The sequence below is a fragment of the Lysinibacillus sp. K60 genome, assembly GCF_019731275.1.
Taxonomy (GTDB): Bacteria; Bacillota; Bacilli; order Bacillales_A; family Planococcaceae; genus Lysinibacillus; species Lysinibacillus capsici.
In genome coordinates this window covers 196,719-214,633 of the sequence record NZ_JAASJR010000005.1, presented here as the reverse complement: position 1 = coordinate 214,633, position 17,915 = coordinate 196,719, and the positions used below count along the sequence as shown (strand labels likewise).

At 38.4% G+C, this 17,915-nt stretch carries 16 protein-coding genes and 1 pseudogene; 4 read left to right on the top strand and 13 right to left on the bottom strand.

What is annotated here, in order from left to right; translation table 11 throughout:
- Positions 1-98: 98 nt before the first annotated feature.
- Together HCH28_RS12895 and HCH28_RS12890 are read left to right on the top strand one after the other, a co-directional pair.
- Positions 99-443 (top strand): thioredoxin family protein, encoded by a 345-nt coding sequence (locus HCH28_RS12895; protein WP_081010969.1) that lies wholly within the window; start codon positions 99-101, stop codon positions 441-443.
- A gap of 56 nt (positions 444-499) precedes the next feature.
- Positions 500-1,003: a C39 family peptidase gene (locus HCH28_RS12890; protein WP_221681256.1), complete on the top strand. Its 504-nt coding sequence runs from the start codon at positions 500-502 to the stop codon at positions 1,001-1,003.
- 90 nt (positions 1,004-1,093) lie between these two features.
- Here HCH28_RS12890 and HCH28_RS12885 read toward each other — a convergent pair whose 3' ends face one another.
- The 9 genes from HCH28_RS12885 to HCH28_RS12845 all read right to left on the bottom strand — a co-directional run bounded on the left by HCH28_RS12885 (position 1,094) and on the right by HCH28_RS12845 (position 10,976).
- On the bottom strand, positions 1,094-1,981 hold the full coding sequence (locus HCH28_RS12885) for a 5'-3' exonuclease (RefSeq protein ID WP_221681255.1): 888 nt from the start codon (positions 1,979-1,981) through the stop codon (positions 1,094-1,096).
- Between the two features lie 114 nt (positions 1,982-2,095).
- On the bottom strand, positions 2,096-3,082 hold the full coding sequence (locus tag HCH28_RS12880) for an agmatinase family protein (protein ID WP_255601302.1): 987 nt from the start codon (positions 3,080-3,082) through the stop codon (positions 2,096-2,098).
- Positions 3,083-3,539: 457 nt separating this feature from the next.
- Positions 3,540-4,532 carry a polysaccharide deacetylase family protein gene (locus HCH28_RS12875; protein WP_221681253.1) on the bottom strand — a complete coding sequence of 331 codons (993 nt, stop codon included), beginning with the start codon at positions 4,530-4,532 and terminating at the stop codon, positions 3,540-3,542.
- A 4-nt stretch (positions 4,533-4,536) separates the two neighbouring features.
- Complete coding sequence (locus HCH28_RS12870) at positions 4,537-5,283, bottom strand: hypothetical protein (protein WP_255601300.1); 747 nt, start codon at positions 5,281-5,283, stop codon at positions 4,537-4,539.
- Complete coding sequence (locus HCH28_RS12865) at positions 5,264-6,937, bottom strand: GNAT family N-acetyltransferase (protein WP_221681252.1); 1,674 nt, start codon at positions 6,935-6,937, stop codon at positions 5,264-5,266. The genes HCH28_RS12870 and HCH28_RS12865 overlap by 20 nt, the downstream gene beginning before the upstream one ends.
- A gap of 1 nt (position 6,938) precedes the next feature.
- Positions 6,939-8,069: a glycosyltransferase family 4 protein gene (locus HCH28_RS12860; RefSeq protein WP_221681251.1), complete on the bottom strand. Its 1,131-nt coding sequence runs from the start codon at positions 8,067-8,069 to the stop codon at positions 6,939-6,941.
- 10 nt (positions 8,070-8,079) lie between these two features.
- Entirely contained in the window at positions 8,080-8,715 is a 636-nt protein-coding gene (locus tag HCH28_RS12855; protein WP_221681250.1) for a sugar transferase, read from the bottom strand.
- A 141-nt stretch (positions 8,716-8,856) separates the two neighbouring features.
- Positions 8,857-9,306 carry an SACOL1771 family peroxiredoxin gene (locus HCH28_RS12850; RefSeq protein ID WP_221681249.1) on the bottom strand — a complete coding sequence of 150 codons (450 nt, stop codon included), beginning with the start codon at positions 9,304-9,306 and terminating at the stop codon, positions 8,857-8,859.
- 68 nt (positions 9,307-9,374) lie between these two features.
- Positions 9,375-10,976 carry a Na/Pi cotransporter family protein gene (locus HCH28_RS12845; protein ID WP_274773495.1) on the bottom strand — a complete coding sequence of 534 codons (1,602 nt, stop codon included), beginning with the start codon at positions 10,974-10,976 and terminating at the stop codon, positions 9,375-9,377.
- A gap of 225 nt (positions 10,977-11,201) precedes the next feature.
- Between HCH28_RS12845 and HCH28_RS12840 the strand changes: the two genes are divergently transcribed.
- On the top strand, positions 11,202-11,819 hold the full coding sequence (locus tag HCH28_RS12840) for a 3-ketosteroid-delta-1-dehydrogenase (RefSeq protein WP_221681247.1): 618 nt from the start codon (positions 11,202-11,204) through the stop codon (positions 11,817-11,819).
- Positions 11,820-11,858: 39 nt separating this feature from the next.
- On the opposite strand, the gene HCH28_RS12835 is transcribed toward HCH28_RS12840, so the two are convergent.
- The 3 genes and pseudogenes from HCH28_RS12835 to HCH28_RS12825 form a co-directional block, all read right to left on the bottom strand.
- A complete protein-coding gene (locus HCH28_RS12835; RefSeq protein ID WP_221681246.1) occupies positions 11,859-13,472 on the bottom strand; it encodes a GNAT family N-acetyltransferase in 1,614 nt (537 codons plus the stop codon).
- Positions 13,473-13,605: 133 nt separating this feature from the next.
- Positions 13,606-15,294, bottom strand: coding sequence for an FAD-dependent oxidoreductase (locus tag HCH28_RS12830; protein WP_221681245.1), 1,689 nt, complete (start codon positions 15,292-15,294; stop codon positions 13,606-13,608).
- A 254-nt stretch (positions 15,295-15,548) separates the two neighbouring features.
- Positions 15,549-15,778: pseudogene (locus HCH28_RS12825) on the bottom strand (alcohol dehydrogenase catalytic domain-containing protein); the annotation flags it as partial.
- Positions 15,779-15,985: 207 nt separating this feature from the next.
- On the opposite strand from HCH28_RS12825, the gene HCH28_RS12820 reads away from it, so the two are divergent.
- Positions 15,986-16,672 (top strand): ZIP family metal transporter, encoded by a 687-nt coding sequence (locus tag HCH28_RS12820; protein ID WP_255601410.1) that lies wholly within the window; start codon positions 15,986-15,988, stop codon positions 16,670-16,672.
- Between the two features lie 40 nt (positions 16,673-16,712).
- Here HCH28_RS12820 and HCH28_RS12815 read toward each other — a convergent pair whose 3' ends face one another.
- Positions 16,713-17,774, bottom strand: coding sequence for an S-layer homology domain-containing protein (locus tag HCH28_RS12815; RefSeq protein WP_221681243.1), 1,062 nt, complete (start codon positions 17,772-17,774; stop codon positions 16,713-16,715).
- Positions 17,775-17,915 lie beyond the last annotated feature (141 nt).

The following is a 17,915-nucleotide window of genomic DNA, read 5'->3' as shown; positions in this document are numbered from 1 at the left end:
TACATCTTTTTTTGTTTTTAACGAGCTAAAAGAGGACAAGAAGTAGCGATTGAAACGGCCAAACAGAAAACTTTCAGATTGCGAGAAAAATGTGTAGAATGGAAAGCAAGGAGAGTGAATACTTAATGAAAACTATTACTACTGCAGAACAATTTAACGAATTAATCGCTGGCGACCAAAAAGTTTTAGTGAAATTTTATGCTGGCTGGTGCCCTGATTGCACACGTATGAATATGTTCATCGATCCAATCATTGAAGAGTACAACCAATATGACTGGTATGAGCTAAACCGTGACGAACTTCCAGAAATCGCTGATAAGTACGATGTTATGGGAATTCCAAGCCTATTGATTTTCCAAAATGGTGAAAAACTTGCACACTTACATAGTGCAAATGCAAAAACACCTCAGCAAGTAACAGAATTTTTATCTGCTCAACAATAATGGCGAGAGAGCTGCATTTCTTCTTGAAATGCAGCTCTTTTTGAAAGGAGTTTATTATGCGTCACCAATTGGCACTACGAGGGGCTTCACAATATGAGATTTCCATTGCACCAAGCTATCGCAATTCTGCCTGTGGACCTACTACCATTCATGTCATCTTAAATTTTTTAAATGAGTCAACTCCTTCCATTAATGAGCTATATAAACTGCTTGGTAGTACAAAAATAGGCTTATTCAAATGGAGACTGATACACCATCTTCGTCAACTGCTTCCAACGTGGGATATTCGAACTTGTTCATTAAAGGAAGCTCTACAGGAAATTGATGCAGGTCGACCAGTTGCTATGCGTTTTGATCGCTATTTTAGCCTTCAGTGGCGAGATAAAAAATCAACCTTTGCTTATCATTGGGTACCGCTTATTGGCTATGAGATAAAAAATGATAAGCTATGGCTAATATTCCATGATAATGGTGGTCCACATCGTGATAGCCAAATACGACAGGCTCTCTATAAAGACAACGAAAAGGTATTATCCTTCGTGAAAATGGTTCCTTACTAGAGCAAATATCGATTAACCTTCTATTTGCTCTCTATTCTTTTCCTTACAATAAAAAAAGCAGAGCATATGACTATACTCTGCGATGATTGATTAAATAAGCGAATACAAAGAACGGGCATGCTTGGCAATTAGCGTGTAGCCACGCTCTTCTATTGCTTTAAAAATATGTGGTTCGTAAGTTGGTAACACAAGGCTTGTAAAATCAGCGTCAATTGGTACATTGGTTTGAATCGTTGCAAGCTCATGTGATAGCTGCAACATATCTAAATTATCTTGAATTTTTGTTCTTTGACCTGGCTTCAATTCACCGAGAGATACCAGGATTTTGTCTATTGAGCCATATGTTTGAATAAGCGTTAATGCTTGTTTAGGACCAATCCCTTTCACACCTGGGTAGCCATCACTTGAATCACCCATAAAAGCTTTCACCTGTGCAAACTGTGATGGTTCAATACAATATTCTTCTTTAAAGCGAGCGTGTGTATAAATATCATATTCTGTATAGCCCTTTTTCATAAACGCAATTTCTGTAGATGGTCTTAAAAGCTGAAGTAAATCCTTATCACCACTAATGACCGTAATGTCTGCCTCGTCCTGCCATTTCGTTATCATGGAGCCAATTAAATCATCTGCCTCCATGCCCTTCACGCCGAAATTTTGCCAGCCCATTTGCTGCGATAAATTTTTCGCCATATCAAATTGTGGTAGCATTTCCTCTGGAGGTGCTGGGCGATTCGCTTTATAGCCATCAAATAAATCATTGCGGAATGTGTGTGCGCCCATATCCCAGCAAACAGCCATATGTGTTGGCTTCATAATAGTTTGTGCTGTTAGAACATGTCGCACAAACCCTTGGGCTCCATTCGTTGGTGTTCCATCTGCCAAGCGAATAAAATGCCCCATAGCAGCCGAAGCGAAAAAAGAACGGAATAACAGAGCCATACCGTCGACAATCAATAATTTTGGTTTTGTTGTCATAATAATTTCCTCTCTATTACAATACAAAGTTTGTATTTATTTATTGTTTTCTACTTAAACATTATAGCAAACTTTTAAAAATCAGCATTGTTAATACTCGGAAATACTCTTGCTTTACAACATAACCTTTCCTTTTTTCGAGATACGATTACGATGATCTAGCTGAATGCCTGTTAACCATTGTAAAAATGCAGTTACACCGATTTTAACAGTTTCTGGACGTAGTATACCTTCTTTAGGATCAGCATAAACAAAATCAATATGACGAACACCCTCATTTTCACCAATAAGCTTGAGGATATCAAATAACTCATAAGCCGTTAAACCACCAGGTGAGGCTGCAGGAACATCACAGGCAAATACAATATCAAGTGCATCTAAATCCACTGACACATAAATGCGATCTACTTCATACATAAGCTGACGCAGCATTTCACGTATTGTGAGTTGAATACCATCACGTCGCATTTGTTTTAACGTAATCATATGAATGCCTTGTTCTTTAGCATAATGAATCATTTCGGGTGAATTGAAAAAGCCATGCAAACCGACATTATAGACATGTCTCCCCTCCACAATCCCTGCTGCAATTAACTGATGAATTGGAGAATCTTGCGCTAAACCAATTTCCTCTTGGTTTCTTGCATCTAAATGCGTATCAATCTGAATGATGCCAATGCGATCTTGTGGAAAGGCATTTTTTATACCTTTTATGGAGTGTGCGGTAATAGTATGATCTCCCCCTATCAAACAAGTAAAACTTCTTTGAAAGGCTATACTTAAATTTTCCGCAGCAGCCTCGATGGCAGATTCCGAAAGCATTCTATCATTTTCTAGAATCGCGACATCCCCGATATCCACAACTGAAAGGGCACGTAAATTCACCTGCTCATCTAAATTATACGATTGAAACCCTGGCCAAGCCTTACGAAAGGCTGTTGGGTATTGCGCTTTTGATGACGCACCATTGGCATATGATAAAAGAGCGCCATATACGACAATATCCACCTCATTCGGATTCGGATTTGTTTGTTGCTTTATCCACTGATGCATAGCTGATCCATTTTCCTGCCTCCATTGGCATTCTGACTGTGTAAACATATTCATCTACCACCTTCTTCTCTTTTCCTTTCAAGTTCAATTGACCTAAATCAATTGGTGCTCCTCTGTAAATGTCCTAACATATTTTCTTTATAGTAATAGTACCATTCGTCCAATGATTTTCGTCAAAGTTTTTCTTTTTTTCTCTTTTATTGAAAATATTCTTTTGAGCAAATAAAAAAAGCAAACTTGAAATCAGTTTGCTCAGAAATTGCATGTTTCTTTTGTTAGGAGATTGTGGCTTTTCTCAACTTTTTGAGTGTTGTTCACCGACCTTGAGCGCTTTGACACTTTTAATGAGCGGGTACCACTCTTTTGTGATTCCTTTGAGACTCTTTATGAGTGGCTTTCTCTCTTGTGCGAGCACTGTCAATACTCTTCAGAGAGCGAACCTCTTTTTTACCAACTCTTCGTCCAGAAATCTCTCTTACTCAAGCAGAGAACTCTTCCATTTCGTCTACTTCTGCTGTTTCGAAAGGCTATCGCAAAGTTCCGCTACCTCATACATGGAATAGCTTTGAAAATTATATTGACTACGCAGTTCTTGATGATAACTTAATAGTTCTTCTAGCATCGCCAAATTCTTATCAATATGCTTGCCAAAATTATGAGGATGCCACCATAAATGATAAAAGGCTTGTGCCTGTGCAGCCTTGAGCATGCCTTCCTTTATTCGCTTTACTTTTAAATTTTCGAATATACGCAATGGACTACAGTATGGTCTTAAAAAAGCACTTGATCGAATATTAATCAGTTGCTCCTCTTGCATTTCTTCCAGGGTGGCTATATGATGACCAGTTATATTCCAATAGCTATCTAACCACTTCTTAGCACCTAAAAGTCTTCCCTTTTTCGTAAACGTTTGCGCGTCATATAGCATATGATTTTCAGTGCCTCTATAACAAACATACCCCGCTTCTAAACATGCTGTAAAATAGTCTTTGTTTACTTGATTACGAGGAAAGACAATGGATTTCATGGGCGCAGTATAACCGTCACTAATTGTTTTGGTTGCATGTAAATCTGCACAAAAGGCAGCTTCTGTTTGGCCCTTCTCCAAGCAATAAAAATGAGAAAAGGTATGACTTCCTATTTCCTGATGTGGTGTACGTTTAATTTCCTCTAGTAAGGATTTACCAAAATGCAGTAGATCTTCTTGTTCATTTTCGCCAACTTTTGCTAGCTGTGTATGTGCTGCAAAGCGCATATTTTCATATTTCACAGGGATACCTCGCAAATAATGAGCCATTTCTGCCTTTGATTCAGCAAACAATAATCCAACTGTAGCCCAAGTTGCATGGATGTCATATTGCTCAAATAACGCTAGTATCCTGGGCAAGGCTTTACGTACACCATATAGGTTTTTATTGTATTGGCCATAACGAAATACGTCATGGACACCCCAATTCAGCTCAAAATCTAATGAAATAACGAGACCCCCACCATTCATGTTGCTACTTCCTCCATTTTTGCACACCTAGTAGTAGTGCACGTATTTTTGATTGGATAATGTAGCCTGAGTAAACATGAACAACCTGGCCACCAAAGCTTAATTTAAAGGCTCGTACATTTCGATTGTCCGTTAATTCTCCCATATCATATAAGACAAAACCTTGCTCCTTTAGGTGTAGCAGATTATGCCAAATTAAAAACCGATTTGCATAACGGAAAGGACGTTTTAGTTGTGCAGGCAATGCCGTTCCATGACATGTTGCCTCGAAATAAGACATCGCTTTTTTCTCATGCACAATATCTAATCGATAACATAATGTCTGTCCACAAAAACTCTGGATCTCTGATAATAATAATGCACCCTGTTCATTGAGGAGCAGAATCGTTTCCATTTGCGACTTGCTGATTGCTTCAATTTTTTTTCTTTTGGCAAATTGATTGTAAAATTGCTGAAAGGCTTTCAAATTTTCTATGGATGGCTCTTTATACAAAATGACTTGATAGGATTCTTTTTGGGCACGTCGTAAGATTTTACGATTCCCTTCAGACAGTGCTAAATACAATGAAAGCTCATGCTCTTGCAAAGAAATGTGAATCGTTTCGTTTTTTACAAGCTTCCGACTTGGTACTAATGAATGCGTATAGCCTACAACTTTCATAGACTTTCGAAAATTGGCTGGCTTTTCTAGAAAATAAAAATGCTGCATTGCGATATTCCATCGCTTACTTTTAATGGACAGAATGTACATCGCCCCCACTCTCTGTATATTTTTCTACACGGTGTCGCTCAAAACGAGCAATTTTATAATGTTTCATTCGAGAAATAGGTTTATAGCCTAGCTGTACTAAGCGCTTGCGCTTGCGCCATTGCCAAAAACTTACCGTTATCCACAATGTTTGTGCTGGTTTTATTTTCCGTAAAAAAGCTGTAATAATATCGATTTGTTTGAAAACATCATAGGCTAAAAAATAGGTTTGTTTCGGTAAGGCTTCTACAATTTGCATTGAATCCACTCGCCAGTTTGTGGCATGTAATGCAAACGCCAGCTTATTCGTTTCCGCAAAGGAGTCTTTATAAATCGTATAGCCCTTATAAAGGAGGGCCATGACTTTTTCCTGATCAAGCTGCATCGCTTCCTGAATCGACATTTCTTCAAATAAGTTTCCGACAGGTTGCTGTGGTGATACGTCCTCTGATGGGGATAATTCATACAGCTCCACTTGTTTCAAACGAATAAATTTTTCTACGAATTGTTGTCCATATTCTAGCCAATCTTTTACCTTTCCATACTTTACTAAGTATCGTAAATGGCCCAGTGTGTTACGCTTCCAATCTACGACTCGTTGGTTCCCTTTCATAAATTCTTTGAGCCTTTGCTTTAACGATAAAAAACCTGCCAGTAGATTTGTACGTTTCGTACCGCTGCTAGCAAGCATCTGTCTGGTAAAATCAATGTCGGAGCGCCAGTCAAATTTATAAGACTCATAGCCTATGCTCATATCATATAAGCGATAGTTAGCAGTAAACGTTCGCTGGATGGTTTCCTGAGTGACTATACGACCAGCACCAAATAAATTAAAAGTTGGCTCATGCGCAAGAGCATATGTTACATAGCGGCCACGACAGCATAATCCATAGGTAAAAGCAATCCACTGGTTTTCAAAGACAAGTGCATCGACCTCTACCTGTAACGCCTCACCTTTAAGCATCGTTAAACGCTCAAAAAAATCTCTTTTCTTGCCTTTTGTAAAGCCACTTGTATCTAGTTTTTTTGCCCATCGTCGATCAAATAACCGAAACATTTGCCAAAGCTCGTCCTGTGAAGGCTCACGTCGTTCTAAGGAGCCTAAATTTCTAAGTTTTCGTTCTCGTCGATTAACGCCATGCATTTTTCGACGTTGATTGAAATGCCGCTGAAAATCAATTTCTGAAAAAGCAAGATAGGGTGTCACAACTCGGAACAGGCTTGTACGTAATTGTCTTTCTACAAAGTATTGCTCTAAGATCTTAGTAGACACCTTGCTTTCTAATAACCCATGCAAGGAAAAAAGAATATGCCGATGCTTTTTAATCAGCTCATCAAATACAAAGGTTGTAACTTGCTGTAACCATTCCTTTTTAGCCACAACCCCTGTATAATTGGCGATGTTTTCTCCCGCAAAAGCATACACCCTTATCCCCCAACGAATAGACACTGTAAAAGGAAAAAAGGCCCTAATCGTCCCGTCATGTTCAATGGCGTAAAGCTCTACACGCTCTTTCCGTCCTACAATTTGCCACCAATTATAAAACCACGCAAATTCTATAAATGGATTATCATTGTTCTCTTCTTCTAAAATGGCATCCCAAATTTCCTTGTACCACATAAGCTCATCATCAGTTCTAATGCGAATTAATTGCAATTTAATCCCCTTTCTTCACTAGTTCTGAAACAGCCTGTTGATAAACCAGTAATGTTTTTTGATACATGGGGGTGAAGGTGAAGTACTGTAAATAACGCTGCTCACTGGCCGTCCCCATTTCCCCTCTTAAAGGAGCATCCATTAATAATTGATGCAGCCTCTTCTTCAATAATTCATTATTCTCTCGCTCCACTAAAAACCCATTGTCATGATCATTAATAAGCTCTTTCACACCACCTACATTTGTTGCAATAATAGGAAGACCTACGCGCATCGCTTCAATAATCGAAATCGGCAAGCCTTCCCAATCTGATAACAGAACAAATAGGTGGCATTTCTCCAGATAAGAATGAACGTCTAATTGATTACCTAAAAATGTTACACGATTTGATAAACCATTTTGTTCAACGAAATGTTCTAAAGCTGGACGCAGAGAACCATCCCCAATCAATTGAAGGTGCCAAGGGATATCCGTCAGTTCCGCTAAAGTCTTTAACAAGACATCTTGTCTTTTAGGCACTTCAAAACGAGCAACCATGACAATGACTGGCTGCTCCATGCATATCTTTTCAGTTGTCTCATTTCTCTCTATAGGGTCAATGCCGTTGTGAATAGTCAGCAATTTATGAGCAGGAGCGACCTTTTTCATTAGTGCTAGTTCCCGATCATATTCAGACACCGTAATAATTTTTGTCGTAAATGGCTGAATAGATCTTTCCATCCGTTGATAGAATAGCTTTTTCTTGTAAGGAACACCTTCTGTAAAGCTCCAGCTATGCGCTGTAAAAATAGTTGGAATTTTTAACAACCTACCAACTACGCGACCGATCACACCAGCCTTAGAGGAGTGGGTGGCTATAACGTCTGGTTGTAGATGTTTGAAAACGGCTCTTAATTGCCAAAATGCTTGAAAATCTTTCGCTAGATGAATAGCCCGTTGAAGAGCAGATATACTGATAACAGGAATTTTATGCTCTTGTAAGCGCCACAGTGATGGTTGATAGGAGCCCGTCACTACTGTGACATCATGCCCATCCTGTTTTAAGTGGATAGCAAGTGCCTCCACATGTTTTTGCGCACCTCCAACTTTATCCATTCGTGTAATAAGCTGAACGATCTTCAGTATGGCCACTCCTTATTTTTTAATAAGCACCTGTGCGTGTAACTACAACATAAATTGTCTTCAACAAAATTTGGACATCCAACCAAAAGGAATAATGATCAACGTATTCAATGTCATATGATATTTTTTGTCCATGTGAAATATTCGACCTACCATTAATTTGAGCGAGGCCTGTTAATCCTGGCTTTACCTCCAAACGCCGAGCCTGTAAGGAATTATATGCATTCGTGATCGTTGGTACCTCAGGACGTGGACCTACAATGCTCATATCACCCTTTAACACATTTAAAAGTTGTGGAATTTCATCAATACTGAGTTTTCGAAGAATAGCGCCCACTTTTGTGATGCGTGTATCTTGCTCTGTTTTAAAATAATAATCATCAGGGATTCCATCAGCACAAATAGTCGGCATATTGACTGGAACTGCCTGAATACACATTGTTCGTAGCTTCCAAATCACAAAGCGGTGATGATCGAGGCCAGTTCGGATTTGTTTAAAAAAAATGGGGCGACCTGTCGTTATGAGTAAAATGAGGAATATAGCTAGCATTAGAGGTATCGTTATAAAAAGCAAAAATAATGCCCCAATAATATCAAATATTCTTTTGCCGTACTGACCATAGAATGTGAGATTCTGAGCTGTCTGAACGTGCAATACATCATCCTTTGCATTTTTTTAGCACTTAACTCTATATATTCATTTTGAACATTTCTAGAACTCTTTTAGAAAAAGTGCTTATTTTATGAAAAAAAGAGTTATATCAGCGTTACTTGCTGAATAACTCTTGCTGTCTTATTATATGCTTGCTTCAAAAATTTGAACATCACATTCAATCACAACATTACCTTTTAATGCTTTACTGATCATACATGTTTGTTCTGCCTTATGTGTTAAGCGTAGAAGTCTTTTTTCAAGATGTTCTGTTAGCTCTTGCACAATAATAGTCGGTTTATGCACAATTTTTTCATACGTAAAAATGCCATTTTCTACACTAACAAATCCGTGTGCCTGCATGGATAATTCCAGCACAGCTATTTCTGACCTTTCGAATAAAGCAGCTAGTGTAATTAAATAACAGGTTGCAGCTGCCCCTAACAGCATTTCATCTGGATTTGTACCAATGCCAGGTCCATTCATTTCCCGAGGAATAGAAATTTGTGTTTGCAAATTACTAGCTTTGATATTTCCTGTACCGTTTCTTCCTTCTGACCAAGTTAAGTCCATTGTAAATTTATGCTGAACCATTCTAGATCCTCCTTTATTTGTGAAGCGAAGAAAAATGCCCGCTTACAAACGTAAGACGAGCATTCCTTTTATTCAACTGTTACTGTATTTTTTTCTGTGTCAATATGACGACCTTTCTTAGTCACGGTTTGGTACTCTGCAAGACGAGCGGTCGTACGCCAATAGTGATAGACAAGTCGATCAATCCACAGCAAAGTCTCCACTTTCGATACGGCTGTCTCTAACTCTACCACATTTTCAACAGTATGCTCAAAATATGCGTTTCGTTTATCACGACGCACCGCAGCCATTTCAGAGGAAGTAACCTCAAGCAAGTTAGCAATCTCAGGTAGACGTTCATCCTCATCAATGATTAGTAGTACTTTTTCCAATACCTCTAACCACTTTTGGGTTAATGTCTCCTGTAATTGAAAGGCATTTGGATGTTGCTCACGTAATGCCTTTGACAAACGATATAAGTGGTCTAAAGCATGTAAAAGGGCAATATGCTTATACCGTTCTTTTTGAGAGGAAGATTGGATAGCATCCATAAATAAACGTGTTTTTTCGATTGCCTCATCTATTTGAGCCAATCTACTGTCTGTTTCAGCTGTGCGTTTTTTTCCTTGAATAAGAGAAACGAGTACTTTAGTCATTTCCTTAGTAATATCTTGTAATGTATTAAAGGATACCTCTACAGCAACCCCAGGTAGTTTGGCAACACTACTATCTAAATTACGAGTTAAATAACTTCCTTTTTCAGGTATCATTTTTTCAATGGCCTTTGCAAAAGGACGAACAAATGGCACAAAGAGTATCGCGCCAATCACACTAAATAATGTATGGAAAACAGCAATGCCCAGTGTTTCATCAAAGCTACCATTGATGGATTTCGTGACGAACTCTGTAAGTGCAAACATAAACCTTGCACCGAATGTCACTAGTATAGCAGTGACTACATTGAACATTACATGTGTCACAGCTGTTCGTTTTGCAGCTGTTGATGCACCAATCGCAGCAAATAACGCTGTAGCTGTCGTCCCGATATTTTGACCAATGACTAAATAAGCAGCCTGTTCAAAATCAATGGCACCTGCATATAAAGCTGTTAAAGTGGCTGCTATTGCAGCACTAGAAGCCTGCATAATAACCGTCATGATAAGACCCAAAACAATTAAAATTAGCTTGCCACTAATAGAATTTGCACTAAATGCATCGAATGGAATTTTATCTTGTACCGCAGCCATTCCTCCCTGAAGAACATCAATGCCTAAAAATAATAAGCCAAAACCAGTCACTAGCCCTCCAATTGCTTTGTAATCACGTGGTGCGAGCAATTGAACAAATACACCAAGCGCAATAAAAGGCAAGGACATTGTCTGCATATTGATCTTAAAGCCGATTAATGAAATAATCCAACCAGTACTCGTACTCCCGATATTGGCGCCAATAATAACGCCAATCGATTGGACAAATGTGAGAAGTCCAGCACTGACAAAACCTATCGTAATCAAGGTCGTGGCCGTGGAGGATTGTACAAGCATTGTCATAAATGTACCAGATAATACCGAGCTAATGGTCCCACCTGTAAAACGATTGAGCCATTTTTTCAAGGCATCTCCTGCCAATTCCTTTAAACCGTTTGTTAGCATCGTCATTCCAAGTAAAAATAAACCGATGCCCCCAAGCACATTGATCAACCTATCAACACTCCCTACTAAAATTGTATCTCTATTATGAAAGACTCCTTTTTAAAGGAGCTTTATTCCCCAAACATTCTTAATAGTACCATTATTAAATTTGAGAAAATAGGGATATTTCCCTGCATTGTACAAAATCAACCATTATTTTACGAAAAACAATGTGATAATTTTTATGGTAGAATAGAATAAATAATTCTTTAGGAGATTTTCAAAATGATTTTAACAAAGCAAGAAGCAATACAGGCACTTAAAAAGAACAAATTCATCGGTTTTACTATTACAACGGGTAATATTATTATGAAAAAGATTAATAAAACCGAGTATAATATTTTTGTTTTTGAAGAAGGAAGAGAAAAACCATTACGCTATGTAGGCTCTATCATGAACGTGATGGCGACAATGAGCGATAAAGCTTCTAAGAAAGATTTTGTGATTGTTGAACAACTACCAGCAGGAAACAGTGCTAAAGAAACTCAATCTTCTGAACAGGAAGCAACAACAGAGGAAAAAATAGCACCATATGAAGAAAAGCCTTTAGTTGAAGGACAGGAAGAAAGCCGTGCGATTGCTGGCTATGAGGGCTTATATGAAATGACGACAAGCGGTCGAATTATTACAGTAAGAGAAAACCGCCCATTGGCTCGCTGTAATGATGAATATGGCTTCCATATTGCGCGACTAACAAAGGACGGCAAAGCATCGAGCCATAATGTCTTTGAACTTTGGAAACAGACATTCCCAGAGCTGGAACACACTCTTTTCAAAGGTGCCTTAAAAGCCAAGTATGGTACAGGCTGCAAGCTAATTGATAAACCTGGTATTCATTTTTAATGAAACACCCTCAGCATATTTTGCTGAGGGTGTTGTTATTTAGATATGGTATATTTTTTGCCACTTGAAAATCTTTATTATATTGATTTTAGCTACTTTATGGAAGCCTGCCTGCATGAGCTTTCTTCGTCTGTATCTCTTATACCACGGGGCTATTGTACAGACTGCTCTCCCGTCCCGCTGCACATCTGCAACAATCTCCTCTAGTCGCAGGCTATCATATTCTTTTATAAACGACATATTGTCTGACAGCTCATAGGTATAGTTAACCGTTTCTTCCGCTACCGTTTTATCGTGTCGCTTATAGATGACATGATCGCTATCTGCAAAGAGTCGATAGCCCTTATAGAAATCTGTAACATTTGTCGCTCGATCCTTCATTGTCATGATGTCCTTCATTGATAATTCTTGAAATCTCACATTTCCGTTATTCTGTTGTTGCTCTGCAATATAAACGTCTAAAATATGAATGGCTAGCATTCGTTGGAACATTTTTGTAACCGCTCTTAGCCAATCTTTCATGCTTGCATGCTTCAGAAAATAACGTAGTTCTCCTAATCGGTCTCGCTTCAATTTTACTAGCTGATGATTATTCGTTAATAGCCCTTTTAGGCGATCACGTATGACCATCCATAATCGAATACTACGCTCTTTAACTCCTTTTGTACTCATCACAAATTTCCTAGTAAAATCAATATGTGTATACCATTCAAACTTATATGGCTCATAGCCACTTCCTAAGTCATAATAACGATAGCCAGCTTGATGTGCTTTTAGCATATTTTCTTTTTCAATGAGGCGTCCTGGACCAAATAGATTAAAATCTGGCTCATGGCCCATTGCCTGACAAAAATTGCGCTCTCTACAGCATAGGTCAATTGTAAAAGCAATCCACTGACCTTCAAATTGTAAGCTATCAACTTCTACGCGAAGCTCCTTGCTGTTGGTTTTAGCTAGTTGCTCATAAAATAGACGAGTTTGCTTTTCGGTAAAGCCACTTTTATCAATTTTCTTTTGCCATCTTCTCTGGAATAACGTAAACATGTCTTGTAGATGCTTGTGATTTACTTCCTGAAAGACGACATGACCAAGTGAATTTAATTTGTTTTCACGCCGTTTAAGGCTTTTGAATTTCTTGCGATGCCTCTTTAGAAATGTTTCCATAGGAATGGTTTGAAAATCAATATAAGATGTGACAGTTCGAAAAATCGAATGAGGCATCTGATATTCAATCGCATATTTTTCTAATTCTTGAGAGGTATTTTTACTTTCTAATAATCCATGTAACACGATTAAATAACGCTTATATTTTCGTGAAAACTCCTTCAAAAGAAACGTAATGGAAGGTTCTAACCACTCCTTGTCAGCGATCACTTCCATATAGGTCGCAAAACCTTGTCCTAAAAAGCTGAAATAATGGATTGTACCAAAACGTACAGAATGCACTAACGGAAAAAAGGCAACTGCTCTACCTTGATGTTCCACTATGTAAATCTTGACATTGTCATGAATCCCGAGCGTTGTCCACCAAGTTGAAATCCATTCGTACTCAATAAAAGGGTTATTATTATACTCTCTTTCCAGAATCTCTGACCAAGTGCTCCGATAGGGCTCTAACTCTTCGATAGTCGTGATGAGTTTATAAGCTAGCAATGAACTAAATCGCTCCTTTTCACATGATCATCGCCATACATTTAGTAGCCACTATATTCCTAGCAAGAAAGTATTAGAACATTACACCAACGTAAAAACCCCTCCTTATTAGAAAGGAAGGGCTTCGTTTCATTTACACGTTTACAAGTGATGCCTCATCTTTTGTCACTGCATTGGCCATATGTGCTGTCGCCACAAAGCTTAGTGTCATCCCAGGCCCAATGGTTGCGCCTGGGCCAGGATACGTTTCCCCCATGATAGATGCTGAACAATTGCCAGAAGCGTACAACCCTTCAATGGGTTCGCCATTCTCCTTTATTACACGAGCATATTTGTCCACTACGAGGCCACCTTTTGTGCCGATGTCTCCAGGATAAAGACGCAATGCATAGAATGGTGCTTTCTTGATTTCTGCTAAATTTGGGTTTGGTAGTGTCGGGTCCCCGTAGTAATTATCATAGGCACTATCTCCTCGATAAAAATCATCATCGTGTCCGTGCCGCGCAAAGTCATTAAAACGATTCACCGTTGCTACTAGGCTCTCCGCTGGCACATCCATTTGTTTGGCAAGCTCTTCAATCGTATCCGCACTTTTGGCAACTCCATGCTCAAACCAACTTTTCGGGAATGCCTGTCCTGGGAACAATCCTGTAAAAATATAGCGACTTTTGGCTGAGGCATCAATTAATATCCAAGAAGGAATAGCCTGCTTTGTGACCTCTTGATGCTTATACATCGTATCCACGAATTCATGGTATGGAGCTGCTTCATTGACAAATCGGTGCCCTGCACTATCCACTACAATCATATTGGGCACGCCACGATCTGCCACAAGAAAGAATGGATGTCCTTGTGGATCAATAACAGAAGGTGCTCCCCATACTTTGTCCATTAAATCCAACGTTGCACCAATTTTTACGCTAGGTTCAAGGATGTCACCTGTTTGACCTTCTGGAGAAGAAGTCCATGCAGCATTCGTAGGACTTGGTAAATACTTTTCCCGAAGTGTCTGATTATGTGAGAAGCCACCTGATGACAGAACAACACCTTTCTTTGCCTCAATTTTAAGTTCTTGTCCATCTCGTTCCACAATAATTCCAATTACTCTTCCTTTGCCCATAATGAAATCTTTAAAGGCCGTAGATAGCCAAAGCTCACCATTTGCTTCTGCAAGGGAGAGGCGTAAACGTGCAATTAAAGCTTCTCCTAATGCTACTGGATCGCTCTTAGTCACTTTTGACTTGACTAAACGCGCCCCTAATTTCAGTGCAGTAGTTTTACCTTTTAGCGTCCGTGTCATCATATTCACTTTATGAAACTCGTAGCTATTCATCGTGAAGCCTTTTGTTGATAGAGATGCACGACGCATAGAATTTGCTAAAGAGCCCATTTTTGTTAAATCGAAAATAAGTGGTTCAATGGAGCGTCCCTGTGACAAGCCACCTGGTTTTTCTGGATAATAATCCGAGTAGCCTTTTGCATATTGGAAGCGCATATGCTTTGTTTTATTGTATAAAAAACGTAACATTTCAGGCCCTCTCGTAATATAAGCTTCCTTTAGCTCTTCTGGCACACGATCACCGATTGTTGAATCAAGATATTGGCGTGCAAGTTCATGTGTATCTGGGACACCTGCACCTTTAATGATATGATTATTAGGAACCCATAAGGCACCGCCTGAAATAGCAGAAGCACCACCATAGCGATCTGTTTTTTCTATCACTAATGATTTCATTCCTTGTAACTTTGCTGTTAAACCTGCTGTCAATCCCGCTGCACCAGAGCCTACTACTACTACATCATAACTTGCATCCCATTTCATTCAACCATTCCTCCCTATATGAGCATAATCGATGAATCTGTCCTTTCTATTAAAAAGTATAGAATTAAACCAATATTCAGTCAATTTAAACCATTCCCTATTTTTCCACAAAAAAAGGCGCATACTTACTCTCCATTTAAGGTTTTAGAATCACCTTTATACAGTTATCTTCCCATCCACCAAATATTTCATAGGCCTTATTTGCTTCTTCTAATGGCAATTGATGTGTAATGATTTCTGTCGATCCCATTATTACAATCTCTACACGATACATTAAATGGCAAGATGGCACTGTCTCCCTTTTTCACTTTTGTCACAGCTACTCCTACCTATTACATAATCCTTATGTGGGGGAATATCCTTGGTAAATGTGCAAATCGGACTTACAAATAGCAGTAGAAGTAATTTTCACAATAATATCGTCCTTCTTTTTAATAGTTGGGGCCTCTATATCTTTAATTCCCTGATATGTTACAGCTTTCACGACAAAACTCCCTTTGCATGTATCATCACAAAAAGCATAGATTTTCGACTCTATTCTTTCCTTCGCTAACCTGCAGTATGCACATCTTTATCATTATCGTTTTTATGCAGGCAAATCAATGTCAAGCATATTCATTTCTACTTAGCATATAGTTTGATAAAGACATTAAGTTGATGATAGGGCGGAGGAATTTTACAGGTGAGTGCAATGATACTTGGCGGTTTTCTATTTTTCAGTGTGAGCATTGGGGGCGCGATTGCCTGGATTTTCTCTAAGCTATTTCAGCATACAACACAGGGATTATCATTATTGTGCGGAGGTTTTTTAGTAGGCCTGCTTGTGCTAGATATCATCCCCTCTTCCTTTCAAATCTATCAATCATTTGGGATTATATTAGGTATTTTTATTGGTTATTTTATCTTTCAACTACTAGATACCTTATTTCATGCTTCTCATACACAAAATCCCTCTGTCTCTCTATTAACACTAGCTATGATTATCCATACAATCCCTATTAGTCTCACTGTTGGAAATTTACTTGGAAATGCTGCATTAAGTATTTCTCTCACAGCCTCCATTATTCTTCACCATGTTCCAGAGGGATTTGCACTATCTACTGCGCTCATCTCTCAAGGGGAAAGGCTTTGGAGACTTTTCATTTATTTCTTTATCTTCTCCATTTTCTTTAGTATTTTCATCTGGTTTGGTCAGTATTGGGCTTTACCAGACAAAGTACAAGGGATCTTAATGGGCATTTCGATAGGATTGATTGCTACAGCTAGTATTTCTGAATTCATTTTGCATCAGCTACAGAAAGTCTCAATTAAAGCATTTTTTATGTATCTATTTCTAGGTTATTTCCTAAGCTATATGTTCCATATACTTGTTGAATAACAAAGGGATGTCTCCGCACAAGAGACATCCCTTTCCTTTTTTATTCTTCTTCACTAACTAGCATTAAAGTAAGCGTTAAAATTTTAGAAACCTCTGCCCGAGTAAGATTACCTTTTGGATTAAATTTACCATTCGTACCATTTAAAATACCTAGATGTTGCAATAGACCAATAGCCTCTACTGTTTCTTGACGCATTTGATTTTTATCTGTGAATGAATTGTTTTTGCTCACTTGCGCAACATCCACTTCCATACCTTCTAAATACCTAGCAGTAATATAGGCCATTTCCTCTCGCGTAACGGGCTTTTTCGGCTCAAATTTTTCACCATTGAAAATATCGATTAAGCCATACTCTTCAAGAATCGCTACTTCCTTAGCACCCCAGAAACCATTAAGATCAGTATAAGATGCAGGACCCTCATAATCTTCATTCACATTTAAGCCAGATGCACGGAAAATAATAGCCGCAAGTTCTCCACGCGTCACTTGTCCATTTGGATTAAACGTAGTAGCTGTTGTCCCATTAATGATATCTGTTTGATATAGTAACTGAATATAGCTTTCAGCCCAATGACCAATACCATCCTTGAAATATCCACCTGCTTTTAACTCAACGTCGGCACGGGCAAATACCTGTACCATATCATTTAAATCTTCTGCACTAACTGCTTCCCATTTGCCAGCTGTATATACTTCACTCTTATAGCCATTACTAGTTTGTGTAATTTTTATTTGAATTGCCTGCCCAAATAACTTCTTCAGTTCTTCATAGTTTTCCTTAAACTCTTTTTCTCCCTCTGGATAGAGGTTTGTACCATCTTTGTACGATTGAAGAATCGCCTCTAATGAAATTTTTACTGTAATACTATTTTTTGTTGTAACAATCGTGACTTCATTATTTTCAAAGCCAATTTTAGATAACAAAAGCATTTTATAAATATCTTGATAGGACATGGCTTGTAACTGATTAGTGGCTGCAACATTCTGCTTTGGATGAATTATATTTGCCACATTTACTACATCCTGTGCATACGCCTGTCCACCAAACCCTCCTGTAAAACATGCAATACTCAGTGCACCAGCTAACATTATTTTCTTCACTGTTTTTCCCCCTTCGATTCATAGATTCAGTGTACTAAAACAACGGTTTGTAAATCTATAAAAATATGGGAATTGTACAATAATTATATAAAAGTCCTATTTTAATATGTTATAATTTCCCTATTTCTATTTTTGAATGGT

What these genes read in the sequence shown, in the direction of transcription:
- HCH28_RS12895 (WP_081010969.1), top strand. Translation starts at nt 99, where the DNA reads ATGGAAAGCAAGGAGAGTGAATACTTAATGAAAACTATTACTACTGCA.
- HCH28_RS12890 (WP_221681256.1), top strand. Translation starts at nt 500, where the DNA reads ATGCGTCACCAATTGGCACTACGAGGGGCTTCACAATATGAGATTTCC.
- HCH28_RS12885 (WP_221681255.1), bottom strand. Translation starts at nt 1,981, where the DNA reads ATGACAACAAAACCAAAATTATTGATTGTCGACGGTATGGCTCTGTTA.
- HCH28_RS12880 (WP_255601302.1), bottom strand. Translation starts at nt 3,082, where the DNA reads ATGTTTACACAGTCAGAATGCCAATGGAGGCAGGAAAATGGATCAGCT.
- HCH28_RS12875 (WP_221681253.1), bottom strand. Translation starts at nt 4,532, where the DNA reads ATGAATGGTGGGGGTCTCGTTATTTCATTAGATTTTGAGCTGAATTGG.
- HCH28_RS12870 (WP_255601300.1), bottom strand. Translation starts at nt 5,283, where the DNA reads ATGTACATTCTGTCCATTAAAAGTAAGCGATGGAATATCGCAATGCAG.
- HCH28_RS12850 (WP_221681249.1), bottom strand. Translation starts at nt 9,306, where the DNA reads ATGGTTCAGCATAAATTTACAATGGACTTAACTTGGTCAGAAGGAAGA.
- HCH28_RS12840 (WP_221681247.1), top strand. Translation starts at nt 11,202, where the DNA reads ATGATTTTAACAAAGCAAGAAGCAATACAGGCACTTAAAAAGAACAAA.
- HCH28_RS12830 (WP_221681245.1), bottom strand. Translation starts at nt 15,294, where the DNA reads ATGAAATGGGATGCAAGTTATGATGTAGTAGTAGTAGGCTCTGGTGCA.
- HCH28_RS12820 (WP_255601410.1), top strand. Translation starts at nt 15,986, where the DNA reads ATGATACTTGGCGGTTTTCTATTTTTCAGTGTGAGCATTGGGGGCGCG.